At 73.0% G+C, this 19,924-nt stretch carries 21 protein-coding genes; 19 read left to right on the top strand and 2 right to left on the bottom strand.

Features of this window, described 5'->3' with window-relative positions; translation table 11 throughout:
• Window positions 1-19: 19 nt before the first annotated feature.
• Together HCJ93_RS23305 and ffh are read left to right on the top strand one after the other, a co-directional pair.
• Window positions 20-2,485: a [protein-PII] uridylyltransferase gene (locus HCJ93_RS23305; protein ID WP_167997749.1), complete on the top strand. Its 2,466-nt coding sequence runs from the start codon at window positions 20-22 to the stop codon at window positions 2,483-2,485.
• An 80-nt stretch (window positions 2,486-2,565) separates the two neighbouring features.
• Complete coding sequence (ffh, locus tag HCJ93_RS23300) at window positions 2,566-4,122, top strand: signal recognition particle protein (RefSeq protein ID WP_167997748.1); 1,557 nt, start codon at window positions 2,566-2,568, stop codon at window positions 4,120-4,122.
• A 117-nt stretch (window positions 4,123-4,239) separates the two neighbouring features.
• Here ffh and HCJ93_RS23295 read toward each other — a convergent pair whose 3' ends face one another.
• On the bottom strand, window positions 4,240-5,088 hold the full coding sequence (locus tag HCJ93_RS23295; protein WP_167997747.1) for a methyltransferase domain-containing protein: 849 nt from the start codon (window positions 5,086-5,088) through the stop codon (window positions 4,240-4,242).
• A gap of 534 nt (window positions 5,089-5,622) precedes the next feature.
• Here HCJ93_RS23295 and HCJ93_RS23290 point away from each other — a divergent pair.
• The 17 genes from HCJ93_RS23290 (at window position 5,623) to HCJ93_RS23210 (ending at window position 18,972) form a co-directional block, all read left to right on the top strand.
• On the top strand, window positions 5,623-6,219 hold the full coding sequence (locus HCJ93_RS23290; RefSeq protein ID WP_167997746.1) for a hypothetical protein: 597 nt from the start codon (window positions 5,623-5,625) through the stop codon (window positions 6,217-6,219).
• A gap of 583 nt (window positions 6,220-6,802) precedes the next feature.
• Window positions 6,803-7,222, top strand: a complete 420-nt coding sequence (gene rpsP, locus HCJ93_RS23285; protein WP_167997745.1) for a 30S ribosomal protein S16 — start codon at window positions 6,803-6,805, stop codon at window positions 7,220-7,222.
• A gap of 2 nt (window positions 7,223-7,224) precedes the next feature.
• Window positions 7,225-7,464: an RNA-binding protein gene (locus HCJ93_RS23280; protein ID WP_004924853.1), complete on the top strand. Its 240-nt coding sequence runs from the start codon at window positions 7,225-7,227 to the stop codon at window positions 7,462-7,464.
• Window positions 7,465-7,573: 109 nt separating this feature from the next.
• The gene (rimM, locus tag HCJ93_RS23275; RefSeq protein WP_167997744.1) at window positions 7,574-8,125 is read left to right on the top strand and encodes a ribosome maturation factor RimM; all 552 of its coding nucleotides are present in this window, start codon (window positions 7,574-7,576) and stop codon (window positions 8,123-8,125) included.
• The gene (gene trmD, locus HCJ93_RS23270; RefSeq protein WP_167997743.1) at window positions 8,122-8,955 is read left to right on the top strand and encodes a tRNA (guanosine(37)-N1)-methyltransferase TrmD; all 834 of its coding nucleotides are present in this window, start codon (window positions 8,122-8,124) and stop codon (window positions 8,953-8,955) included. Before rimM ends, trmD begins: the two co-directional genes overlap by 4 nt.
• A 131-nt stretch (window positions 8,956-9,086) precedes the next feature.
• Complete coding sequence (rplS, locus tag HCJ93_RS23265; RefSeq protein ID WP_167997742.1) at window positions 9,087-9,437, top strand: 50S ribosomal protein L19; 351 nt, start codon at window positions 9,087-9,089, stop codon at window positions 9,435-9,437.
• Window positions 9,438-9,488: 51 nt separating this feature from the next.
• Window positions 9,489-10,229, top strand: coding sequence for a signal peptidase I (gene lepB, locus HCJ93_RS23260; protein ID WP_167997741.1), 741 nt, complete (start codon window positions 9,489-9,491; stop codon window positions 10,227-10,229).
• Window positions 10,222-11,313, top strand: a complete 1,092-nt coding sequence (gene lepB, locus HCJ93_RS23255) for a signal peptidase I (protein WP_167997740.1) — start codon at window positions 10,222-10,224, stop codon at window positions 11,311-11,313. Before lepB (HCJ93_RS23260) ends, lepB (HCJ93_RS23255) begins: the two co-directional genes overlap by 8 nt.
• Entirely contained in the window at window positions 11,201-12,181 is a 981-nt protein-coding gene (gene lepB, locus HCJ93_RS23250; RefSeq protein ID WP_167997739.1) for a signal peptidase I, read from the top strand. Before lepB (HCJ93_RS23255) ends, lepB (HCJ93_RS23250) begins: the two co-directional genes overlap by 113 nt.
• A 106-nt stretch (window positions 12,182-12,287) precedes the next feature.
• On the top strand, window positions 12,288-13,061 hold the full coding sequence (gene lepB, locus HCJ93_RS23245; RefSeq protein WP_167997738.1) for a signal peptidase I: 774 nt from the start codon (window positions 12,288-12,290) through the stop codon (window positions 13,059-13,061).
• Window positions 13,051-13,575 carry an NUDIX hydrolase gene (locus HCJ93_RS23240; protein WP_167997737.1) on the top strand — a complete coding sequence of 175 codons (525 nt, stop codon included), beginning with the start codon at window positions 13,051-13,053 and terminating at the stop codon, window positions 13,573-13,575. The genes lepB (HCJ93_RS23245) and HCJ93_RS23240 overlap by 11 nt, the downstream gene beginning before the upstream one ends.
• 56 nt (window positions 13,576-13,631) lie before the next feature.
• The gene (locus HCJ93_RS23235) at window positions 13,632-13,940 is read left to right on the top strand and encodes a DUF2469 domain-containing protein (RefSeq protein WP_003993268.1); all 309 of its coding nucleotides are present in this window, start codon (window positions 13,632-13,634) and stop codon (window positions 13,938-13,940) included.
• 110 nt (window positions 13,941-14,050) lie between these two features.
• Window positions 14,051-14,422, top strand: a complete 372-nt coding sequence (locus HCJ93_RS23230) for a YraN family protein (RefSeq protein ID WP_167997736.1) — start codon at window positions 14,051-14,053, stop codon at window positions 14,420-14,422.
• A 1-nt stretch (window position 14,423) separates the two neighbouring features.
• Complete coding sequence (locus tag HCJ93_RS23225) at window positions 14,424-16,049, top strand: YifB family Mg chelatase-like AAA ATPase (protein WP_167997735.1); 1,626 nt, start codon at window positions 14,424-14,426, stop codon at window positions 16,047-16,049.
• Window positions 16,046-17,203: a DNA-processing protein DprA gene (gene dprA, locus HCJ93_RS23220; RefSeq protein ID WP_167997734.1), complete on the top strand. Its 1,158-nt coding sequence runs from the start codon at window positions 16,046-16,048 to the stop codon at window positions 17,201-17,203. The genes HCJ93_RS23225 and dprA overlap by 4 nt, the downstream gene beginning before the upstream one ends.
• 272 nt (window positions 17,204-17,475) lie before the next feature.
• The gene (gene whiG / locus HCJ93_RS23215) at window positions 17,476-18,318 is read left to right on the top strand and encodes an RNA polymerase sigma factor WhiG (protein ID WP_167997733.1); all 843 of its coding nucleotides are present in this window, start codon (window positions 17,476-17,478) and stop codon (window positions 18,316-18,318) included.
• Window positions 18,319-18,417: 99 nt separating this feature from the next.
• Window positions 18,418-18,972 (top strand): TetR/AcrR family transcriptional regulator, encoded by a 555-nt coding sequence (locus HCJ93_RS23210; protein WP_167997766.1) that lies wholly within the window; start codon window positions 18,418-18,420, stop codon window positions 18,970-18,972.
• 18 nt (window positions 18,973-18,990) lie between these two features.
• Here the strand turns inward: HCJ93_RS23210 and HCJ93_RS23205 are convergent, their stop codons facing one another.
• Window positions 18,991-19,692: a murein hydrolase activator EnvC family protein gene (locus HCJ93_RS23205; protein WP_240967786.1), complete on the bottom strand. Its 702-nt coding sequence runs from the start codon at window positions 19,690-19,692 to the stop codon at window positions 18,991-18,993.
• Window positions 19,693-19,924 lie beyond the last annotated feature (232 nt).

Here is a 19,924-nt window from a genome sequence, read left to right as displayed (position 1 = left end):
CGAGAACGGGAGTCGCCGGGTGGCGAGTGTGAACGTGACGAACCAAGCACAGGACTCGGGACCCGGCGGCTACGCGGCGGCCCGGCTGCGCCTCCTCACCGAGGGGGCGCGGTCCGGGCCGCCGCGCCGTGCCGCCCTCGCCGCCCTCACCGACCAGTGGCTCACCGAGCTGTTCGCCGCGGGCGCGCAGCAGGGGCGCGGGGTGTCCCTGGTCGCCGTCGGCGGCTACGGGCGCGCGGAGCTGTCCCCGCGCAGCGACCTCGACCTGCTCCTGCTGCACGACGGCAGCGACCCCAAGGGCGTCGCCGCCCTCGCCGACCGGCTCTGGTACCCCGTCTGGGACCTCGGCCTCGCCCTGGACCACTCGGTGCGCACCCCCGCCGAGGCCCGCAAGACCGCCGGCGGCGACCTCAAGGTCCAGCTCGGCCTGCTGGACGCCCGGCACATCGCCGGGGACCTGGGCCTGACCACCTCGCTGCGCACCGCGGTGCTCGCCGACTGGCGCAACCAGGCCCCCAGGCGCCTGCCCCAGCTGCGGGACCTGTGCGCCGAGCGCGCCGAGCGCGCGGGCGAACTGCAGTACCTGCTGGAACCCGACCTCAAGGAGGCCCGTGGCGGACTGCGCGACGCCACCGCGCTGCGCGCCGTGGCCGCCTCCTGGCTCGCCGACGCCCCCCGCGAGGGCCTCGACGAGGCCCGCCGCAGGCTCCTCGACGTGCGCGACGCACTGCATCTGACCACCGGCCGCGCCACCGACCGGCTGGCCCTCCAGGAGCACGACCAGGTGGCCGCCGAACTCGGCCTGCTCGACGCCGATGCCCTGCTGCGCCAGGTCTACGAGGCCGCCCGGGTCATCTCCTACGCCTCCGACGTCACCTGGCGCGAGGTGGGCCGCGTCCTGCGCTCCCGCGCCGTACGGCCCCGGCTGCGGGCCATGCTCGGCGGCGGCAAGCCGGTCCCCGAGCGGTCCCCGCTCGCCGAAGGAGTCGTGGAGCAGGAGGGCGAGGTGGTGCTCGCCCGCACCGCACGCCCCGAACGCGACCCGGTCCTGCCGCTGCGCGCCGCGGCGGCCGCCGCGCAGGCCGGGCTGCCGCTCTCCCTGCACGCCGTGCGGCGCCTCGCCGCGACCGTGCGCCCCCTGCCCACGCCCTGGCCGGCCGAGGCCCGCGAGCAGCTGATCACCCTGCTCGGCTCCGGCCGCCCCACCGTCGAGGTGTGGGAGGCGCTGGAGGCCGAGGGTCTGATCAGCCGCCTGCTGCCCGACTGGGAGCGGGTGCGCTGCCGGCCGCAGCGCAACGCCGTCCACCTGTGGACCGTCGACCGGCATCTGATCGAGACCGCCGTGCAGGCCTCCGCGCTCACCCGCCGCGTCAGCCGCCCCGACCTGCTGCTCGTCGCCGCGCTGCTGCACGACATCGGCAAGGGCTGGCCCGGTGACCACTCGGTGGCGGGGGAGACCATCGCCCGCGACGTGGCCGCCCGCATCGGCTTCGACCAGCGCGACGTGGCGGTGATCGCCACTCTGGTGCGCCGGCATCTGCTGCTGGTGGAGACCGCGACCCGGCGCGACCTCGACGACCCGGCCACCGTCCGCGCGGTCGCCGACGCCGTCGGCTCCCAGAGCACCCTGGAGCTGCTGCACGCCCTCACCGAGGCCGACGCCCTGGCCACCGGACCGGCGGCCTGGTCCTCCTGGCGCGCCACGCTCGTCGCCGACCTGGTCAAACGCGTCTCCGCGCTGCTCTCGGGCGACGAGCCGGACGACCCCGGGGACGCGGCGACCACCGCGGAGCAGGAACGCCTGGCGCTGGAGGCGGCGGCCACCGGCGGCCCCGTGCTCGCCCTGAGGGCCCAGCCGGAGCAGCCCGCCGGGCCCGATCGGTCCGGCACGGGGGAGGGGCGCGGAGAGCCGGAGCCGCTCGGCGTGGAGCTGCTCGTCGCGGTGCCCGACCAGCCGGGCGTGCTGCCCGCGGTCGCCGGCGTCCTCGCCATGCACCGCCTGACCGTGCGCACCGCCGAGCTGCGCGCCGTCTCCCTCCCCGACGGCGTCGACGGCCGGGTGCTCCTGCTCGACTGGCGGGTCGCCGCCGAGTACGGCTCGCTGCCGCAGGCCGCCCGGCTCCGCTCCGACCTGGTGCGCGCCCTGGACGGCACCCTGGACATCGCGGCCCGCCTCGCCGAACGCGACGCCGCCTACCCCCGCCGCCGCGGCGTGGTACCGCCGCCGCCCCGGGTGACCGTTGCCGCAGCCGCCTCCCGCCTGGCCACGGTCATCGAGGTGCGCGCCCAGGACGCCCCCGGACTGCTGTTCCGCATCGGCCGCGCCCTGGAGGACGCGGGCGTACGGGTGCGCAGCGCGCACGTCAGCACCCTGGGCGCCAACGCCGTCGACGCGTTCTATGTCACAGGCCCGGAAGGCGCCCCGCTGCCCGGTGCGGAGGCCGTCACGGTGGCGGGCAGACTGGAACGGACCCTGCGTGGGTGACGACACCCCCGGCGACTTGTGCCGCCGGGATACCCTGGAGGGCGATTCCCTAGCCATCGACTCCGAGGACCGACGCCGCCGTGTTCGATACTCTCTCCGATCGCCTCTCAGCGACCTTCAAGAACTTGCGCGGCAAGGGGCGCCTGAGCGAAGCGGACATCGACGCCACGGCGCGCGAGATCCGTATCGCGCTCCTTGAAGCGGACGTGGCCCTGCCCGTCGTCCGTTCCTTCATCAAGGCCGTCAAGGAGCGCGCCCTCGGCGCCGAGGTCTCCAAGGCGCTCAACCCCGCCCAGCAGGTCCTCAAGATCGTCAACGAGGAACTCATCACCATCCTCGGCGGCGAGACCCGGCGCCTGCGGTTCGCCAAGCAGCCGCCGACGGTGATCATGCTGGCCGGTCTGCAGGGTGCCGGTAAGACCACCCTCGCGGGCAAGCTCGGCAAGTGGCTCAAGGACCAGGGCCACTCCCCGCTGCTGGTGGCCGCCGACCTCCAGCGGCCCAACGCCGTCAACCAGCTCAGCGTCGTCGCCGAGCGGGCCGGCGTCGCGGTCTACGCGCCCGAGCCGGGCAACGGCGTCGGCGACCCGGTCAAGGTCGCCAAGGACTCCATCGACTACGCGAAGTCCAAGGTCCACGACATCGTCATCGTCGACACCGCCGGCCGCCTGGGCATCGACCAGGAGATGATGCAGCAGGCCGCCGACATCCGGGACGCGATCTCGCCCGACGAGATCCTCTTCGTCGTCGACGCGATGATCGGTCAGGACGCGGTCAACACCGCCGAGGCCTTCCGCGACGGCGTCGGCTTCGACGGCGTGGTGCTCTCCAAGCTGGACGGCGACGCCCGCGGCGGTGCCGCGCTCTCCATCCGCCAGGTCACCGGCAAGCCGATCATGTTCGCGTCGAACGGCGAGAAGCTCGACGACTTCGACGCCTTCCACCCGGACCGGATGGCCTCCCGCATCCTCGACATGGGTGACCTGCTCACCCTGATCGAGCAGGCGGAGAAGACGTTCAGCCAGGAAGAGGCCGCCAAGATGGCCTCCAAGCTGGCGTCCAAGAAGGGCCAGGACTTCACCCTGGACGACTTCCTGGCCCAGATGGAGCAGGTCCGCAAGATGGGCTCCATCTCCAAGCTGCTCGGCATGCTCCCGGGCATGGGGCAGATCAAGGACCAGATCAACAACCTCGACGAGCGGGACGTCGACCGCACCGCCGCGATCATCAAGTCGATGACCCCGGCCGAGCGTCAGGACCCGACGATCATCAACGGCTCCCGCCGCGCTCGTATCGCCCGCGGTTCCGGCGTCGAGGTCAGCGCGGTGAAGAACCTCGTCGAGCGGTTCTTCGAGGCCCGCAAGATGATGTCCCGCATGGCCCAGGGCGGCATGCCGGGGATGCCCGGGATGCCGGGCATGCCGGGGATGGGCGGCGGTCCCGGCCGGTCGAAGAAGAAGCAGAAGCAGGCCAAGGGCAAGCAGCGCTCCGGCAACCCGATGAAGCGCAAGCAGCAGGAGCAGGAGGCCGCCGCGCGCCGCGCCGCCGCGGCCGAGGGCGCGAGCCCCTTCGGCCTGCCGCAGCAGGGCGCCAAGGACTTCGAACTCCCGGAGGAGTTCAAGAAGTTCATGGGCTGAGGCCCGCCGAGGCCGTTCCGGTGACGGGACGGCCTCCCGGCGTCTCGGGGGCTCGGGGCCTCGCCTCCCGGCGCCTCGGCGCCTCGGGGGCTCGGGGCCCGGGCAGCGTCCCGGGCCCTAGCCGGTCCGTGCGATCAGATAGCGGAAGATGTTCGGCATCCACACCGTGCCGTCCGGCCGGCGGTAGGGGTGCAGCGCCTCGGTCAGCTCCTTGTCGACCTGCACCTGATCGGTGGCACTGATCGCCGCGTCGAAGAGCCCCGTCGACTTCAGGCCGCGCACCGCGCTGTCGACATCGGCGTACCCGAAGGGGCAGGCCACCCGGCCGGAGCCGTCGGGCCGCAGTCCGGCCCGCTGGGCGACCTCCTCCAGGTCGTCCCGGTGAGCCGGGCGCCAGGCGCTGCGCAGCGGTTCCGCCAGCTTGGTGGCCACCCGGAGCACGGACGCCGTGGTGCAGCGCTCCGGCGGACCCCAGCCGGCCAGCACCACGGCCGCTCCGCGCTCGGTGAGCGGCGTCGCCTCGGCGAGCAGCTCACCCAGCCCCTCCGCGTCCCCCGAGCGGCACCCGATCGGCTCGAAGGCGGTGACCACGTTGTACCCGCCGGTCTCCGGGCGGGCGGCGGCCCGCACCGGGCCGTCCACGATCCGGGTCCCGGTCCGCGCCGGATCCTCCCTGTCGTCCGGGAGCAGCCGCTGCCGCGCGAGGTCCAGCCGGTCGGCGGAGGTGTCGACACCGGTGATCGAGGCACCCCGGGAGGCCGCCATCAGCAGCGCCAGCCCGGAACCGCAGCCCAGGCCGAGCAGGCGGGTCGCGGGGCCCACGTCCAGGCGCTCGTAGACGGCCTCGATGAGCGGTACGAGCATCCGCTCCTGGATCTCGGACCAGTCACGCGCGCGTGCACGCAGGTCCACGCGGGGGCGGGCCCCCGCGTGAGGCGGATGCTGCCGCACGAGCGTAGGTGTCATAGGTAAGCGCCCCAATCAGCCGAGAGTTGCCGCCGTGCCCGATTCCTTGGCCCCCGTGCAGTGCGCTCGCACTACCCCCGTATGCCAGGTAACTCCCGCCCGGACCCGGCGTCCAGTGGAATGCGGGGGCGGCTTGGGAACAGCTCGTGCCACTGGCAAGAATTCACATTCCGGAAATCCGGCGGCATCCTCGCCGCGCCCGGATACGGGGGGCCGGTGCCCGGTGCCGGGGGAGGACCCGGTAATCTCCCGGCCTGAGCGCATCCCGCACGAGATGTGCCGCTGAGCCGCGAGAGCGACCGAAAACACCTCTTGCGCACCGCGGCGTCACCGCTGCCCCGGCGTGCGGACACCGCCTACGCGCCGCGCCGTACGTCAGGCTACGCACCGGCTTGTGGCGAGCTGCGAGGCTTCTCCGCAGATCAACGCACCCGCCCTCGTCGGGACGCATCAGCGGCAACTGACGGGTACGTGCAAATTATTTGGGATGCCCCGGAATCGGAACACAGAGGCACCCAGGCTCGTTGTCATTACGTGAGCACGACACAGACACCACCTGTACTCGCCGCAGAGCTGGCGCAGGCGTGGGCCGACATTCAGCGGCACCACCCCGAGCTGCCCGATCTGGCCGCGCCCGAGTCCCTGATCGGGGAGTCGTCGTCCGCGTGCGGTCACGAGCTCTCCTTCGAGCGACTGCTGCACGAGGCAGTCCATGGCATCGCCGCCGCGCGCGGCGTGCGCGACACATCCCGAGCCGGCCGGTACCACAACCGCCGCTTCCTCGCGATCGCCGAGGAGCTGGGGCTCGACCACCCCGAGGAGCCGCATCCCAGCAGCGGCTTCTCGCTGGTCACCCTCACGCCCGAGGCGAAGCGGCGGTACCGGTCGACGATCGAGCGGCTGCACCGTGCGCTGAAGGCGCACTCCGCGGCCACGGCGGGTGACAGCGCCCGCAGCTTCCGGGGCCCGGCCGCACGGCACGGCTCCTCCGGGGGCGGCGTGCGCGTCAAGGCGGTCTGCGACTGCGGCCGCAACGTCCGCGTGGTCCCGTCGGTCCTCGCCCAGGCCCCCATCGTCTGCGGCGGCTGCGGCAAACCATTCCGCATCCCGGAAGTGGCAGGCGCGGCCTGACGCCAGGTACGTCCCCCGGTATCTCGTGGCTACCGGACGACCCACCTGACGTCACCATGACCCCCAGCGGGCGGGCCCCACCCCGCCCGCCCCCGACCCCGGGCGGCCCCCACGCCACCGGGGCCTTCGGCCTGCCTTCCTGCGCCTGCACCGGGCCGTGTCCTGCCTGCGCCTGCACCGGGCCGTATCGTGCGCCGATCCGTTCGCGGCCCGCTCGCCGTCGGTCCGCGCGCGTGGTCCGATCCACGGACGGCACCACGGGCGCCCCGGACACCGTCGTCCCGCGGGCGGTCGTGCCGCCGGGGCGGCACGGGTGGGCGCGGGCGGCGCCCGTCGGCGCCTGGCCGTGCCACCGGCCCCCGCCCCGCCCCGACTCCCCGAGCCGATCGAGCCGACCCCACCCCCGCCTACCCCCTCGGCCAGGCGGCCCCGCAGGGTATGGCACAATGGCTAGCTGTACTCGACAGCCGCATAGGACCCCTCTCTCCTCCGGCTGACGCGTCCATCGGGCACTCGGGTACCGCAACCCCACGCGGCCGACCTGCAGTGCCCAACCACGTCAAATCCAGGAGAACCCACTCCCGTGGCAGTCAAGATCAAGCTGAAGCGTCTGGGCAAGATCCGTTCGCCTCACTACCGCATCGTCGTCGCCGACTCCCGTACCCGCCGTGACGGCCGGGCCATCGAGGAGATCGGCAAGTACCACCCGACGTACAACCCGTCGGTGATCGAGGTCGACAGCGAGCGTGTGGCGTACTGGCTCTCCGTCGGCGCCCAGCCGACCGAGCCCGTGCTCGCCATCCTCAAGAAGACCGGCGACTGGCAGAAGTTCAAGGGCGAGCCCGCCCCGGCGCCTCTGCTGCAGCCGGAGGAGAAGCCCGCTCGCCCGTCGTTCGAGGCGCTCACCGGCGAGGACGAGGGCAAGGGTGAGGCGATCACCCCGAAGAAGAAGGCTGAGAAGAAGGACGAGGCCCAGGCCGAGTCCGCGTCGACCGAGGCCTGAGCATGCTCGAGGAGGCTCTCGAGCACCTCGTGAAGGGCATCGTCGACAACCCTGACGATGTGCAGGTCGCCTCGCGCAACCTGCGCCGTGGACGTGTGCTCGAGGTCCGGGTCCACCCGGACGACCTCGGCAAGGTGATCGGCCGCAACGGCCGCACCGCACGCGCTCTGCGTACCGTCGTGGGCGCCATCGGCGGCCGCGGTATCCGGGTCGACCTCGTCGACGTGGATCACGTCCGCTGACGCTTATCGCATCCGGCTCGGGCCGGGGAGGGCCGAAGGGCCGTCCCCGGCCCGCAGTCGTACCGGCGCCCTGACGGCAGCCGGCCGTAGATCAGGAGAACCAAGCACCGTGCAGCTGGTAGTCGCTCGCATCGGCCGCGCCCACGGAATCAAGGGCGAGGTCACCGTCGAGGTGCGCACCGACGAGCCGGAACTGCGGCTCGCCCCCGGCGCCGTCCTGGCCACCGACCCGCCGTCCGCCGGGCCGCTGACCATCGAGTCGGGCCGCGTCCACAGCGGCCGCCTCCTGCTCCGCTTCGAGGGCGTGCGCGACCGCAACGCCGCCGAGGCGCTGCGCAACACCCTCCTGATCGCCGAGGTCGACCCCGACGAGCTGCCCGAGGAGGAGGACGAGTACTACGACCACCAGCTGATCGATCTGGACGTCGTCACCAAGGACGGCGAGACGGTCGGCCGGATCAGCGAGATCTCGCACCTGCCCACCCAGGACCTCTTCGTGGTCGAGCGCCCGGACGGCAGCGAGGTGTTCGTGCCGTTCGTCGCGCAGATCGTCACCGAGATCGACCTGGAGCAGCAGCGGGCGGTCATCGACCCGCCCCCGGGCCTCGTCGACGACCGCGCGGAGATCGCCTCCGCCCGTGACGAGGACGCCGGCGCATGAGGCTCGACGTCGTCACGATCTTCCCCGAGTACCTTGAGCCGCTGAACGTCTCCCTCGTCGGCAAGGCACGCGCCCGCGGGCAGCTCGACGTCCACGTCCACGACCTGCGCGGCTGGACCTACGACCGGCACCACACGGTGGACGACACCCCCTACGGCGGCGGCCCCGGCATGGTGATGAAGACCGAGCCCTGGGGCGAGGCACTGGACACCGTGCTGGCGGACGGCTACGAGACCGGCTCGCACGAGCCCGCCCTGATCGTCCCCACCCCCAGCGGCCGACCCTTCACCCAGGAGCTCGCCGTCCACCTCTCCGAGCGCCCCTGGCTGATCTTCACCCCGGCCCGCTACGAGGGCATCGACCGCCGGGTCGTCGACGAGTACGCCACCCGCATGCCGGTCCACGAGGTCTCCATCGGCGACTACGTGCTGGCCGGCGGCGAGGCAGCCGTACTGGTCATCACCGAGGCCGTGGCCCGGCTGCTGCCCGGTGTCCTCGGCAACGCCGACTCGCACCGCGACGACTCCTTCGCGCCCGGCGCCATGGCCAACCTCCTCGAGGGACCCGTCTACACCAAGCCGCCCGTCTGGCGCGGCCGGGAGATCCCCGAGGTGCTGCTCAGCGGCCATCACGCCCGCATCGCCCGCTGGCGGCGCGACGAGGCGCTGCGCCGCACCACCGCCAACCGGCCCGACCTCATCGAGCGCTGCGCCCCCGAGGCGTTCGACAAGAAGGACCGCGAGATGCTGTCCGTCCTCGGCTGGGAACCGGACCCGGAGGGGGAGCACTGCGGCCGATTTTGGCGCAGGACCGGCGGCGTGGAAGAATAGGCGGCTGCTGTGCGTCGTCCGGCGTGCGCCCCTGCCGCAGGGGGACACGACGCCCGCCCGGGACGCACATCTGTGATCCGATTCCTAGTTGCCGTTGATGACCTGCGGCATCAACGAAGAAAGCAGACGAAATGTCTCACCTGCTCGACTCCGTCGACTCCGCGTCGCTGCGCAGCGACATCCCGGACTTCCGTCCCGGTGACACCGTCAACGTCCACGTGCGCGTCATCGAGGGCAACCGCTCCCGTGTGCAGCAGTTCAAGGGCGTGGTGATCCGCCGCCAGGGTTCCGGTGTGCGCGAGACCTTCACGGTCCGCAAGGTCTCCTTCTCCGTCGGCGTCGAGCGCACCTTCCCGGTGCACACCCCGATCGTGGAGAAGATCGAGCTCGTCACCAAGGGTGACGTCCGCCGCGCCAAGCTGTACTACCTGCGTGACCTGCGCGGCAAGGCCGCGAAGATCAAGGAGAAGCGCGAGAGCTGAGCGCCGGCGCTTTCCCCCGGTGACAGCGGGGCCGGATAGCATCTGGCTCCGATGGACACCGAAGCACAGCAGACGGAGCGCGACCGCTCCTCCCGCCCTGCCGCACCCGAGGACACCTCGGGGACGCCGGGCCGGGAGGGCCGGTCGCGTTCCGCGTTGCTGTCGCGCCTCGCGGATCACGTCCCCGGCGGGCGGATCACCCTGGCCGTGCTGCTCTGCCTGCTGACCGTGCTGGCGCTGAACACCCTCGTCGTCCGCCCGTTCGAGATCCCCAGCGGGTCGATGGAACCGGGATTGAGGGTCGGAGACCGTGTACTCGTAAATAAGTTGGCATACCGTTTCGGAGCAGGGCCGCAGCGCGGGGACGCGATTGTGTTCGACGGCTCCGGGTATTTCGGGGAAGCCGACTACGTCAAGCGCGTCGTCGGCGTGGGCGGTGACCATGTGGTCTGCTGCGACCAGGAGGGGAGGATCCGGGTGAACGGCCGTGCGGTCGACGAGACGGGCTTGCTGTTCCCCGGCGACAGCCCCTCGACGGTGCGTTTCGACGTGGTGGTGCCCGAAGGACGCCTGTTCGTCCTCGGCGACCACCGTGCCGAGTCCCGCGACTCCCGCGATCACCTCGGCTCGCCCGGCGGCGGCATGATCCCCGAGGACCGGGTGATCGGCCGGGCCGACGGGATCGTCTGGCCCTTCGGCCGCGCCGCACGGCTGCACCGGCCGGACGCCTACGCGCAGGTGCCCGACGCGGCGGCGGACCGGGCGGCCACCGCGGGAGGCGCGCATGGGTAGCCGCGGAAGGCCGCGCGGCGCCCCTGCGAACGCCGCGGAGAACCTGCTCCCCACCGGAGCCCGCCGGCCGGCCGCTCCCGCCCGCGGACGCAGCCGCGCCGAGCGCCGCAAGCTGCAGCGCAAGGTCAAGCGACGCCGCAGGCGCAGCGCGGTCAAGGAGATCCCGCTCCTCATCGGCGTCGCCGTGCTGATCGCACTGGTGCTCAAGACCTTCCTGGTCCAGGCATTCGTCATCCCGTCCGGCTCCATGGAGCAGACGATCCAGATCGGTGACCGGGTCCTGGTCGACAAGCTCACCCCCTGGTTCGGGTCCAGGCCGCAGCGCGGGGACGTCGTGGTCTTCAAGGACCCGGGCGGCTGGCTGCAGGACGAGCAGACCACGCCCAAGAAGGAGGACCCCGTCGGGATCAAGCAGATCAAGGACGGGCTCACCTTCATCGGACTGCTGCCGTCCGACAACGAGAAGGACCTGATCAAACGGGTCATCGGCGTCGGCGGCGACCGCGTCCAGTGCTGCGATCCGCAGGGCCGGGTCACCGTCAACGGCGTACCTCTGAACGAGGACTACCTCTATCCGGGCAACGCCCCGTCCACCACGCCCTTCGACATCACCGTGCCCGAGGGCCGGCTGTGGGTGATGGGCGACCACCGGTCCGACTCCGCCGACTCCCGCTCCCACATCGACACCGACTACGGCGGCACGGTCTCCGAGGACGAGGTGGTCGGCCGCGCCATGGTGATCGCCTGGCCGCTGGGCCGCTGGAGCACCCTGGAGGAGCCGAGAACGTACGCCTCGGTGACCGGCCCGGCCGCCGGGGCGACGGCCGCAGGCCCGACGTCGCATAGGGTTGCCTCCGACGATCCGAACGGAATTGCTCAGCTCCCGAGCCCTGCGGAACTCCCGCTCGTTATGGGAGTGGTGGGCCTGCGCCGTGGATGGGGCAGGCGGCGGCACAGAGTAAGGAGTTGGCGTGGGGGATGTTGCGGTAGGCGCACGGTCCGGACAGGGCGGCGGCGAGGAGCACCGCGGGCGCTCTGCGGAGTCCGTCCGGGCGGCGGACGGTCCCATGACCGGCGGGAATGACACTCCGGGCGCGAGCGGCGGCGGCCCGGTCGACGGGCAGCCCCCGACCGCGGAAGGCGGTGGGAGAGGCGACGCGCCCCAGGCGAAGAAGCCGCGCTCCTTCTGGAAGGAGCTGCCCATCCTGATCGGCATCGCGCTGGTGCTGGCGCTGCTGATCAAGACATTCCTGGTGCAGGCGTTCTCCATCCCCTCCGACTCGATGCAGAACACCCTCCAGCAGGGCGACCGGGTCCTGGTCGACAAGCTCACCCCGTGGTTCGGCTCCGAGCCGGAACGCGGCGAGGTCGTGGTCTTCCACGACCCGGACAACTGGCTGGCGGGCGAGCCGACGCCCACGCCCAACCCGCTCCAGCGGGTGCTCAGCTGGGTCGGCCTGATGCCGTCCTCGGAGGAGAAGGACCTGATCAAGCGGGTCATCGGCGTCGGCGGCGACACCATCGAGTGCAAGGGCACCGGCCCGCTGAAGGTCAACGGCAAGGCGCTGAACGAACCGTTCGTCTACCCCGGCAACACCCCGTGCAGCCAGGACGACCAGGGCGGCCAGTTCAAGGTGACGGTCCCCGAGGGCCACATCTGGGTCATGGGCGACCACCGGCAGAACAGCCGCGACTCGCGCTACAACCGGGCCGACAAGAACAACGGCATGGTGCCGGTCAAGGACGTGGTCGGCCGGGCCGTCGTCATCGCCTGGCCGGTCAGCCGCTGGGACACCCTGCCGGTGCCGGACACCTTCGAGCAGCCGGGCATCGGCACGAAGACGTCGGCCGCGGGCGCCCTCACCGTGGCGCCGCAGGGGCTGGCGCTCGCGGGCGCGGTGCCGCTGGTGCTGTGGCGGCGCCGGAAGCTCATGGACCGCTCGGCCGGCTGAGCCGTCGAGGGACCCGTCGTCGCCGTCCCGGGAGGCCCGCCCGGGGCGGGGTCTTGACCCGGTGATGGGCTGACCCCGCCCGGTACCGCCGGGTAGGGTGCGGCCCATGAGTGGTCACAGCACGACGCGTTCGGCCTCCGGCGGCTCCACCGGCACCGGGCCGGCGGGCAGCCGCCTCGGGCAGCGCCTGTCGGGAGTGGCCGTGGCGCTGGGCATGGTGCTGTTCCTCGGGGGCTTCGCCTGGGCGGCCGTGGTGTACCGGCCGTACACCGTGCCCACCACGTCCATGGCGCCGACGATCGGCGCGGGCGACCGGGTGCTCGCGCAGCGCGTCGACGCCGGCGACATCCGGCGCGGCGACGTCGTGGTCTTCAACGAGGCGTCCTGGGCGGACGTGCCCGTGGTCAAGCGTGTGGTCGCCGTCGGCGGGGACACCGTCTCCTGCTGCCAGGACGGCAAGCTGAAGGTCAACGGCAAGGAGATCGACGAACCGTATCTCGCCGAGGACGCCGCCGACCGGCTGGCGGACTTCCCGTCGGTGACCGTGCCCGAGGGCAGGCTGTTCCTGCTCGGCGACGAGCGGTCCGGCTCGGTGGACTCCACCGCCCACCTCACCGACGCGGCGGGCGGCACCGTCTCCCGCAAGGCCGTGCAGGGCCGCGTCGAGGCCGTGGTCTGGCCGATGAACGGCATGCTGCCCGCCCCCAGCGGCTTCGAGAAGCTCGGCCCGGTGTCGCAGCCGGGACCGCTGCCCACCATGGTCGCGCTGGTGATCGCCGGGACCGTGCTGATCCTCGGCGGGGCGGCCTACGGCCCGCTCGCCAAGCGGTCCGCGGCCTCCCGCTCCCGGGCGAACGCGGAGCCGGCCCGTGGCCACTGACCCCGCCGCCCCGCCGGCCGACACCTACGAGGGCGGACTGCGCAAGGTCGCCCGCGTGGTGCTGCTGGACCCGCGGGACCGCATCCTGCTGCTGCACGGCCACGAACCGGGCAACCCGGCCGACGACTGGTGGTTCACCCCCGGCGGGGGCGTGGAGGGCGACGAGACCCGTGAACAGGCGGCCCTGCGGGAACTCGCCGAGGAGACCGGCATCACCGACGTGGAGCTCGGGCCGGTGCTGTGGCGGCGCAGGTGCTCCTTCCCGTTCGCCGGCCGCCGCTGGGACCAGGACGAGTGGTATTACCTGGCCCGGACCTCCCAGACGGTCACCGCCGCCACGGCCCTGACCGACCTGGAGCGGCGCAGCGTCGCCGGTGCGCGCTGGTGGACGTGCCCGGAACTGAGCCGGGCGCATGAGACGGTGTATCCGACCAGACTCGCCGAGCTGCTGCGCACGCTGCTCGACGAAGGTCCCCCCGCCGGACCCGTGACCCTGGACACCGAAATCGTCTAGGGGCCCTCGGGACTGGCGCACAATGGTGGGATCGCACGGCTGAAGGGGAACATGCCATGAGCGCCGAGGACCTCGAGAAGTACGAGACCGAGATGGAGCTCAAGCTCTACCGGGAGTACCGCGATGTCGTCGGTCTGTTCAAATACGTGATCGAGACCGAGCGGCGCTTCTATCTGACCAACGACTACGAGATGCAGGTGCACTCGGTCCAGGGTGAGGTCTTCTTCGAGGTCTCCATGGCGGACGCGTGGGTGTGGGACATGTACCGGCCCGCCCGCTTCGTCAAGCAGGTGCGCGTACTGACGTTCAAGGACGTGAACATCGAAGAGCTCAACAAGAGCGATCTGGAGCTGCCCAGCGGCTGAAGGGGTCAGCCCGGAGGGTGACGGAGTTGTCCACAACCGCCGAGTAACGCACCAAGATCCACTCGGCGGCGGTGAGTGCGTGACCGTTGGCGCCGAGAGGTGGTGCCGACATGAACGCACAGCAGACCCGCAGGGCACTCGGCAGGTACGGCGAGACCCTGGCCGCACGCAGGCTGACGCAGGCCGGGATGACGGTCCTGGAGCGCAACTGGCGCTGCGGCCGGACCGGCGAGATCGACCTCGTGGCCAGGGACGGGGACGTCCTGGTCGTCTGCGAGGTGAAGACCCGCAGGACCGGCCCCTTCCAGCACCCGATGGAGGCCATCACACCCGCCAAGGCGACCCGCCTGCGCGACCTCGCGCAGCGCTGGCTCCAGCAGCACGGCGGAGCCCCACCGGGCGGCGTCCGCATCGACCTGGTCGGCATCCAGCTCCCGGCCCGCGGCGCGCCGCGCGTCGAGCACGTGCGGGGGGTGGCCTGACATGGCATTCGCCCGCACCTGCTCGGTCGCCCTGGTGGGCGTGGAGGGCGTCGTCGTGGAGGTCCAGGCCGGCCTGGAACCGGGCGTCGCGGCCTTCACCCTGGTCGGCCTGCCCGACAAGAGCCTGACCGAGAGCAAGGACCGGGTCCGCGCCGCCGTGGTGAACTCCGGAGTCCTCTGGCCGCAGAAGAAGCTCACCGTGGGCCTGAGCCCCGCGTCCGTGCCGAAGAGCGGCAGCGGCTTCGACCTCGCGGTCGCCGCTGCGGTCCTCGGGGCCGCCGAGCGGATCGACCCCCGGGTCCTCGCCGACATCGTGATGATCGGCGAGCTCGGCCTGGACGGCCGGGTCAGGCCCGTCCGGGGCGTACTACCGGCCGTGCTCGCCGCCGCCGACGCCGGCTACGAACAGGTCGTCGTGCCCGAGTGCGCGGCGGCGGAAGCCTCCCTGGTGCCGGGGATCTCGGTCCTCGGCATCCGCAGCCTGCGCCAGCTGATCGCGGTGCTCGCCGACGAGCCCGTCCCCGAGGAGGAGCAGCCCGAGCACGGCAGGCCCGACCCGCTCCTCGCCGGGCTCCGCGTCCCCGGCACCGGTGCCGCCACCGGCATGCACACCGTCGGCGCCGCCCAGCACGAGCACGGCCACGACCTCGCCGACGTCGTCGGCCAGACCTCGGCCCGCACGGCCGTGGAGGTGGCCGCCGCCGGAGGCCACCACCTGTTCCTGGAGGGCCCGCCGGGTGCGGGCAAGACGATGCTGGCCGAGCGGCTGCCCGCGATCCTCCCCCGGCTCGGCCGCCAGGAGGCCCTGGAGGTCACCGCCGTCCACTCGGTGGCGGGCCTGCTCCCACCGGGCAAACCCCTGATCGACGTGCCGCCCTACTGCGCGCCGCACCACTCGGCCACCATGCAGGCCCTCGTGGGCGGCGGCCCCGGAGTCGCCAGGCCGGGCGCGGTCGCGCTGTCCCACCGCGGCGTACTCTTCCTGGACGAGACTCCCGAATTCAGCAGCCATGCCCTGGACGCCCTCCGCCAGCCCCTGGAGGCCGGGCACGTCGTCATCGCGCGCAGCGCCGGAGTCGTCCGCTTCCCGGCGAAGTTCCTGATGGTGCTGGCCGCCAACCCCTGCCCGTGCGGGCGCTTCTCGCTCAAGGACGACCAGTGCGAGTGCCCGCCCTCCGCGATCCGCCGCTACCAGGCCAGGCTCTCCGGTCCGCTCCTCGACCGGGTGGACCTGCGCGTGGAGGTCGACCGCGTCACCCGCTCCGAGCTCGCCGCGACCGGCGCCCGCGGCGAGTCCACCGCCCAGGTCGCCGCCCGGGTGCGGGCCGCCCGGGAACGCGCCGCCGCACGCCTCGCCGGAACCCCGTGGCGCACCAACAGCGAGATTCCCGGACGCGAGCTGCGCAGCCGCTTCCACGCCGCCCCCGGCGCCATGGAGGAGGCCGAGCGGAGCCTGGAGCGCGGAATGCTCACCGCACGCGGCATCGACCGGGTCCTGCGGGTCGCCTGGACCGTCGCCGACCTGACCGGCCACGACCGGCCCGACGCCACCGACGTCGCCCTGGCCCTGCAGCTGCGCACCGGAGTCCCCAGGGGCGTGCCCATGGCCATCGGGGCCACGGCATGAGCCCCGCCGAGCGCCTCGACGAGCTGCGCGCCCGCGTCTTCCTCACCCGCGTCGTCGAACCGGGGGACGCCACCGCCGGGCAGTGGGTGCGCGAACTCGGGGCGCCCGAGACCGCGGCCCGGCTGCGGGGCCACGGCCCGCTCCTGCCCGGCGTCAGCGGCAGACGGTGGGAGGGGCTGCGGGCCCGGGCCGAGCGGGCCGCACCGGACCGGGATCTCGCCGCGGCGGACGAGGCGGGGATGCGGTTCGTGCCGCCCGGCGCCGCCGAGTGGCCCCGCCAGCTCGACGACCTCGGCGACGCCCGGCCGCTCGGCCTGTGGGTGCGCGGTCCTGCCGACCTGCGGATGTGGGCGCTGCGCTCCGTCGCCGTCGTCGGCGCCCGCGCCTGCACCGAGTACGGCGCCCACATGGCCGCCACGCTCGCCGCCGGCCTCGCCGAACGCGGCTGGGTCGTGGTCTCCGGCGGCGCCTACGGCATCGACGGCGCCGCCCACCGCGGTGCCCTCGGCGCGCACGGCGCCACCATCGCGGTGCTCGCCTGCGGCATCGACCGGCCCTACCCGCGCGGACACACCGCCCTGATCGACCGGATCGCCGGCCAGGGCCTCGTCGTCGGCGAACTGCCGCCGGGGGACCATCCGACCCCCGGCCGGTTCATCCTCCGCAACCGCGTGATCGCCGCCCTCACCCGCGGCACCGTCGTCGTCGAGGCGGCCCACCGCAGCGGAGCCCTGGTCACCGCCCGGGCAGCACGGCGCCTCGCACGTCACACGATGGGAGTACCGGGTCCGGCCACCAGCGCCTTGTCCGCCGGAGTGCACGAGCTGCTCAGACAGGACGCCGTGCTGGTCACCGACGCCGCGGAGATCGTCGAGCTGGTCGGCGGCATCGGCGAACTCGCCCCCGAGCGGCACGGTCCCGTGCTGCCGCGGGACCTGCTCCCGGCCGCCACCCGCCAGGTGCTCGCCGCCCTGCCGGCCCGCGCCCCGGCCTCCGTCGCCGACATCGCCCGCGGCGCCCAGACCAGCCGGGACGACGCCGTCGCGAGGCTGTACGAACTACGAGCACTTGGTTACGTCGAACGACACGACGACGGCTGGAAGTTGACACGCCAGGCGAAGATCTCGATCCGGGCCGATGCTCGCGAGTGCTGACGGAGCGTGTTCGGCCGTCCGGGGGAACCGCGACACGCCTGGGAAAATAAGCCAGTTGGGGCATCAGGGTGATCACGCAGAGCGACGGATGTGCCCCGGCGGGACGGCCCTCGGAACGTATCTGCGCACGCTCCCGCCCTCGTTGTTCGCGCACCGCGACGCCTTAGTCACGCTACGCTCACGAGGATCCCGACACGAACAGGCAACTCGACATCAGACAGACAGCTCACCCAGGCAGCAGCACTCCGCAGCAGAACGGCACAAGGCGACGAATGCCCCAGCACACCTCCGGGTCCGACCGGGCGGCGATCCCCCCAGCCGCCCGTGACGGTGGCAGCGTGCGGCCGCCCGCCCCCTCGACGCTCGACGAACTGTGGCGGTCGTACAAGGAGACGGGGGACGAGAGGCTGCGCGAGCAGCTGATCCTGCACTACTCGCCGCTGGTGAAGTACGTCGCCGGCCGCGTCAGCGTGGGGCTGCCGCCCAATGTGGACCAGGCGGACTTCGTCTCCTCCGGGGTGTTCGGGCTGATCGACGCGATCGAGAAGTTCGACGTCGACCGGGAGATCAAGTTCGAGACCTACGCGATCACCCGGATCCGGGGCGCGATGATCGACGAGCTGCGGGCGCTGGACTGGATCCCGCGCTCGGTGCGGCAGAAGGCCCGCAATGTGGAGCGGGCCTACGCCACCCTGGAGGCACGGCTCAGGCGCACCCCCACGGAGAGCGAGGTCGCCCGCGAGCTGGGCATCCCCGTGGACGAACTGCACGCCGTCTTCAGCCAGTTGTCGCTCGCCAACGTCGTCGCCCTGGAGGAGCTGCTGCACGCCGGCGGGGAGAGCGGCGACCGGCTCAGCCTGATGGACACCCTCGAGGACACCGCCGCCGACAACCCGGTGGAGGTGGCCGAGGACCGCGAGCTGCGGCGCTTCCTGGCGCGGGCCATCAACACGCTCCCCGAGCGGGAGAAGACCGTGGTGACCCTGTACTACTACGAGGGGCTCACCCTGGCCGAGATCGGCAACGTGCTGGGTGTGACCGAGAGCCGGGTCAGCCAGATCCACACCAAGTCCGTGCTCCAGCTGCGGGCCAAGCTGGCGAGCTTCGGCCGCTGACCGGGCACGGAGTCGACCTCGTGGTTCCGCCCGAGTGACTCCCGCCGTGCGGGGCGCGTCCGTACAGTGGTCGACGTGCCAAGGATTCGAGCGGCCTCCGTGGCCGAGCACCGGTCGATGCAGCGTGCCGCCCTGCTGGACGCGGCACGCTCCCTGCTGTCCGAGGGCGGTACGGAGGCGCTGACCTTCCCGGCCCTCGCCGAACGCACGGGCCTCGCGCGCTCCTCGGTCTACGAGTACTTCCGGTCGCGGGCGGCGGTCGTCGAAGAGCTGTGCGCGGTCGACTTCCCGGTCTGGGCGGCCGAGGTCGAGGCGGCGATGGCCGCGGTGGACGGCCCCGAGGCCAAGATCGAGGCCTATGTCCGCACCCAGCTCGCGCTGGTCGGGGACCGCAGGCACCGCGCCGTCGTGGCCATCTCCGCCGGCGAGCTGGACGCGGGCGCCCGGGAGAAGATCCGCGCGGCCCACGGCGGCCTGATCGCCATGATCGTCGACGCCCTCGCCGAGCTGAACCACGACCAGCCCCGCCTGGCGGCCATGCTGCTCCAGGGCATCGTCGACTCGGCCGTCCGCCGCATCGAACTCGGCGTGGAGGACCCCGGGGCCGTCACCGAGGCGGCGGTCTCCATGGCCCTCCGTGGCGTCGGCGGCTGACCGCCGTCCGGCCCCGGCTCACGCCGGACCGTCCGGGAGCGGCACCCCCAGGACCGGCAGCAGTCTCGACGGTCCCCGGTGGAGCAGCCACGGCGGCAGGAGGGCGAGCGGGTTCAGGTAGGTGCCGGCTCTGCGCAGGCCCCAGTGGAGGCAGGGCGCCCTGCAGTGTGAGCCGCCGGGCTCCACCACGCCGATCACCTCACCCGCGGTCACCTCGTCGCCCTCGCGGACCGACGCCCCCACCGGCTCGTAGGTCGTCCGCAGCGGGGGATCGCCGGTGCCGGACAGCTCCACCGAGAGCACGCCCTTTCCGGCCACCCGGCCCGCGAAGAACACCCGGCCCGCCGCGACCGCCCGGACCGGCGTCCCCGCGGGCGCGGCCAGGTCGACACCGCGGTGGCCCCGGCCGTAGGGCGTGGCCGGTGGTTCCCAGCCGCGCAGCACCGCGGGGCCCGTCCCCACCGGCCACGCCCGCCCGATCGCGGGCACGTCCGCTCCTGCCGCGTCCGGCGCTTCCGGCGAGGCCCGTGCCCCCGCCGCGTCCGCCGTCTTCGGCGAGGCCGGCGCCCCCGCCGCGTCCCCCGCCCCCGCACCCGCGCCGCCCCCGGTCCCCGCCGCGAGCAGCCGGGCCGGGGGAGGGGACAGGAGCAGCACGCAGGTCAGAGCCGCCAGGACGGCCGACCGGACCGCCGCTCTCGCACATCGCCTCGATCGCCTCATCCGCATGCCGCCAGCGTCGCCGGAACGCCCGATCATGGCGTGGACCTGTGGACAGGCGGCGGCTTGTGGACAACGGCGTCACCCGGGGCCCCGCGGGTCCCGTACACTTCTGGTGGCGACCCGGGCCACCGGGTCGACTTCGCACGCCCCGACATCCGGTCCGGTCACGGCCGTCCCCCGGTGTCAGCGCCCCTCGGTCCCTCGTGGCACGGCGCGTTGCGGGCGTCAGGCG

The sequence above is a fragment of the Streptomyces composti genome (assembly GCF_012034205.1).
Lineage (GTDB): Bacteria > Actinomycetota > Actinomycetes > Streptomycetales > Streptomycetaceae > Streptomyces > Streptomyces composti.
The sequence above is the reverse complement of the archived record's forward strand: the minus strand, read 5'-3'. Positions and strand labels throughout refer to the sequence as shown.

What these genes read in the sequence shown, in the direction of transcription:
- whiG (WP_167997733.1), top strand. Translation starts at nt 17,476, where the DNA reads ATGCCCCAGCACACCTCCGGGTCCGACCGGGCGGCGATCCCCCCAGCC.
- rplS (WP_167997742.1), top strand. Translation starts at nt 9,087, where the DNA reads ATGTCTCACCTGCTCGACTCCGTCGACTCCGCGTCGCTGCGCAGCGAC.
- HCJ93_RS23280 (WP_004924853.1), top strand. Translation starts at nt 7,225, where the DNA reads ATGCTCGAGGAGGCTCTCGAGCACCTCGTGAAGGGCATCGTCGACAAC.
- lepB (WP_167997738.1), top strand. Translation starts at nt 12,288, where the DNA reads ATGAGTGGTCACAGCACGACGCGTTCGGCCTCCGGCGGCTCCACCGGC.
- HCJ93_RS23205 (WP_240967786.1), bottom strand. Translation starts at nt 19,692, where the DNA reads ATGAGGCGATCGAGGCGATGTGCGAGAGCGGCGGTCCGGTCGGCCGTC.
- lepB (WP_167997740.1), top strand. Translation starts at nt 10,222, where the DNA reads ATGGGTAGCCGCGGAAGGCCGCGCGGCGCCCCTGCGAACGCCGCGGAG.
- HCJ93_RS23225 (WP_167997735.1), top strand. Translation starts at nt 14,424, where the DNA reads ATGGCATTCGCCCGCACCTGCTCGGTCGCCCTGGTGGGCGTGGAGGGC.
- HCJ93_RS23235 (WP_003993268.1), top strand. Translation starts at nt 13,632, where the DNA reads ATGAGCGCCGAGGACCTCGAGAAGTACGAGACCGAGATGGAGCTCAAG.
- dprA (WP_167997734.1), top strand. Translation starts at nt 16,046, where the DNA reads ATGAGCCCCGCCGAGCGCCTCGACGAGCTGCGCGCCCGCGTCTTCCTC.
- trmD (WP_167997743.1), top strand. Translation starts at nt 8,122, where the DNA reads ATGAGGCTCGACGTCGTCACGATCTTCCCCGAGTACCTTGAGCCGCTG.
- HCJ93_RS23230 (WP_167997736.1), top strand. Translation starts at nt 14,051, where the DNA reads ATGAACGCACAGCAGACCCGCAGGGCACTCGGCAGGTACGGCGAGACC.
- HCJ93_RS23295 (WP_167997747.1), bottom strand. Translation starts at nt 5,088, where the DNA reads ATGACACCTACGCTCGTGCGGCAGCATCCGCCTCACGCGGGGGCCCGC.
- lepB (WP_167997741.1), top strand. Translation starts at nt 9,489, where the DNA reads ATGGACACCGAAGCACAGCAGACGGAGCGCGACCGCTCCTCCCGCCCT.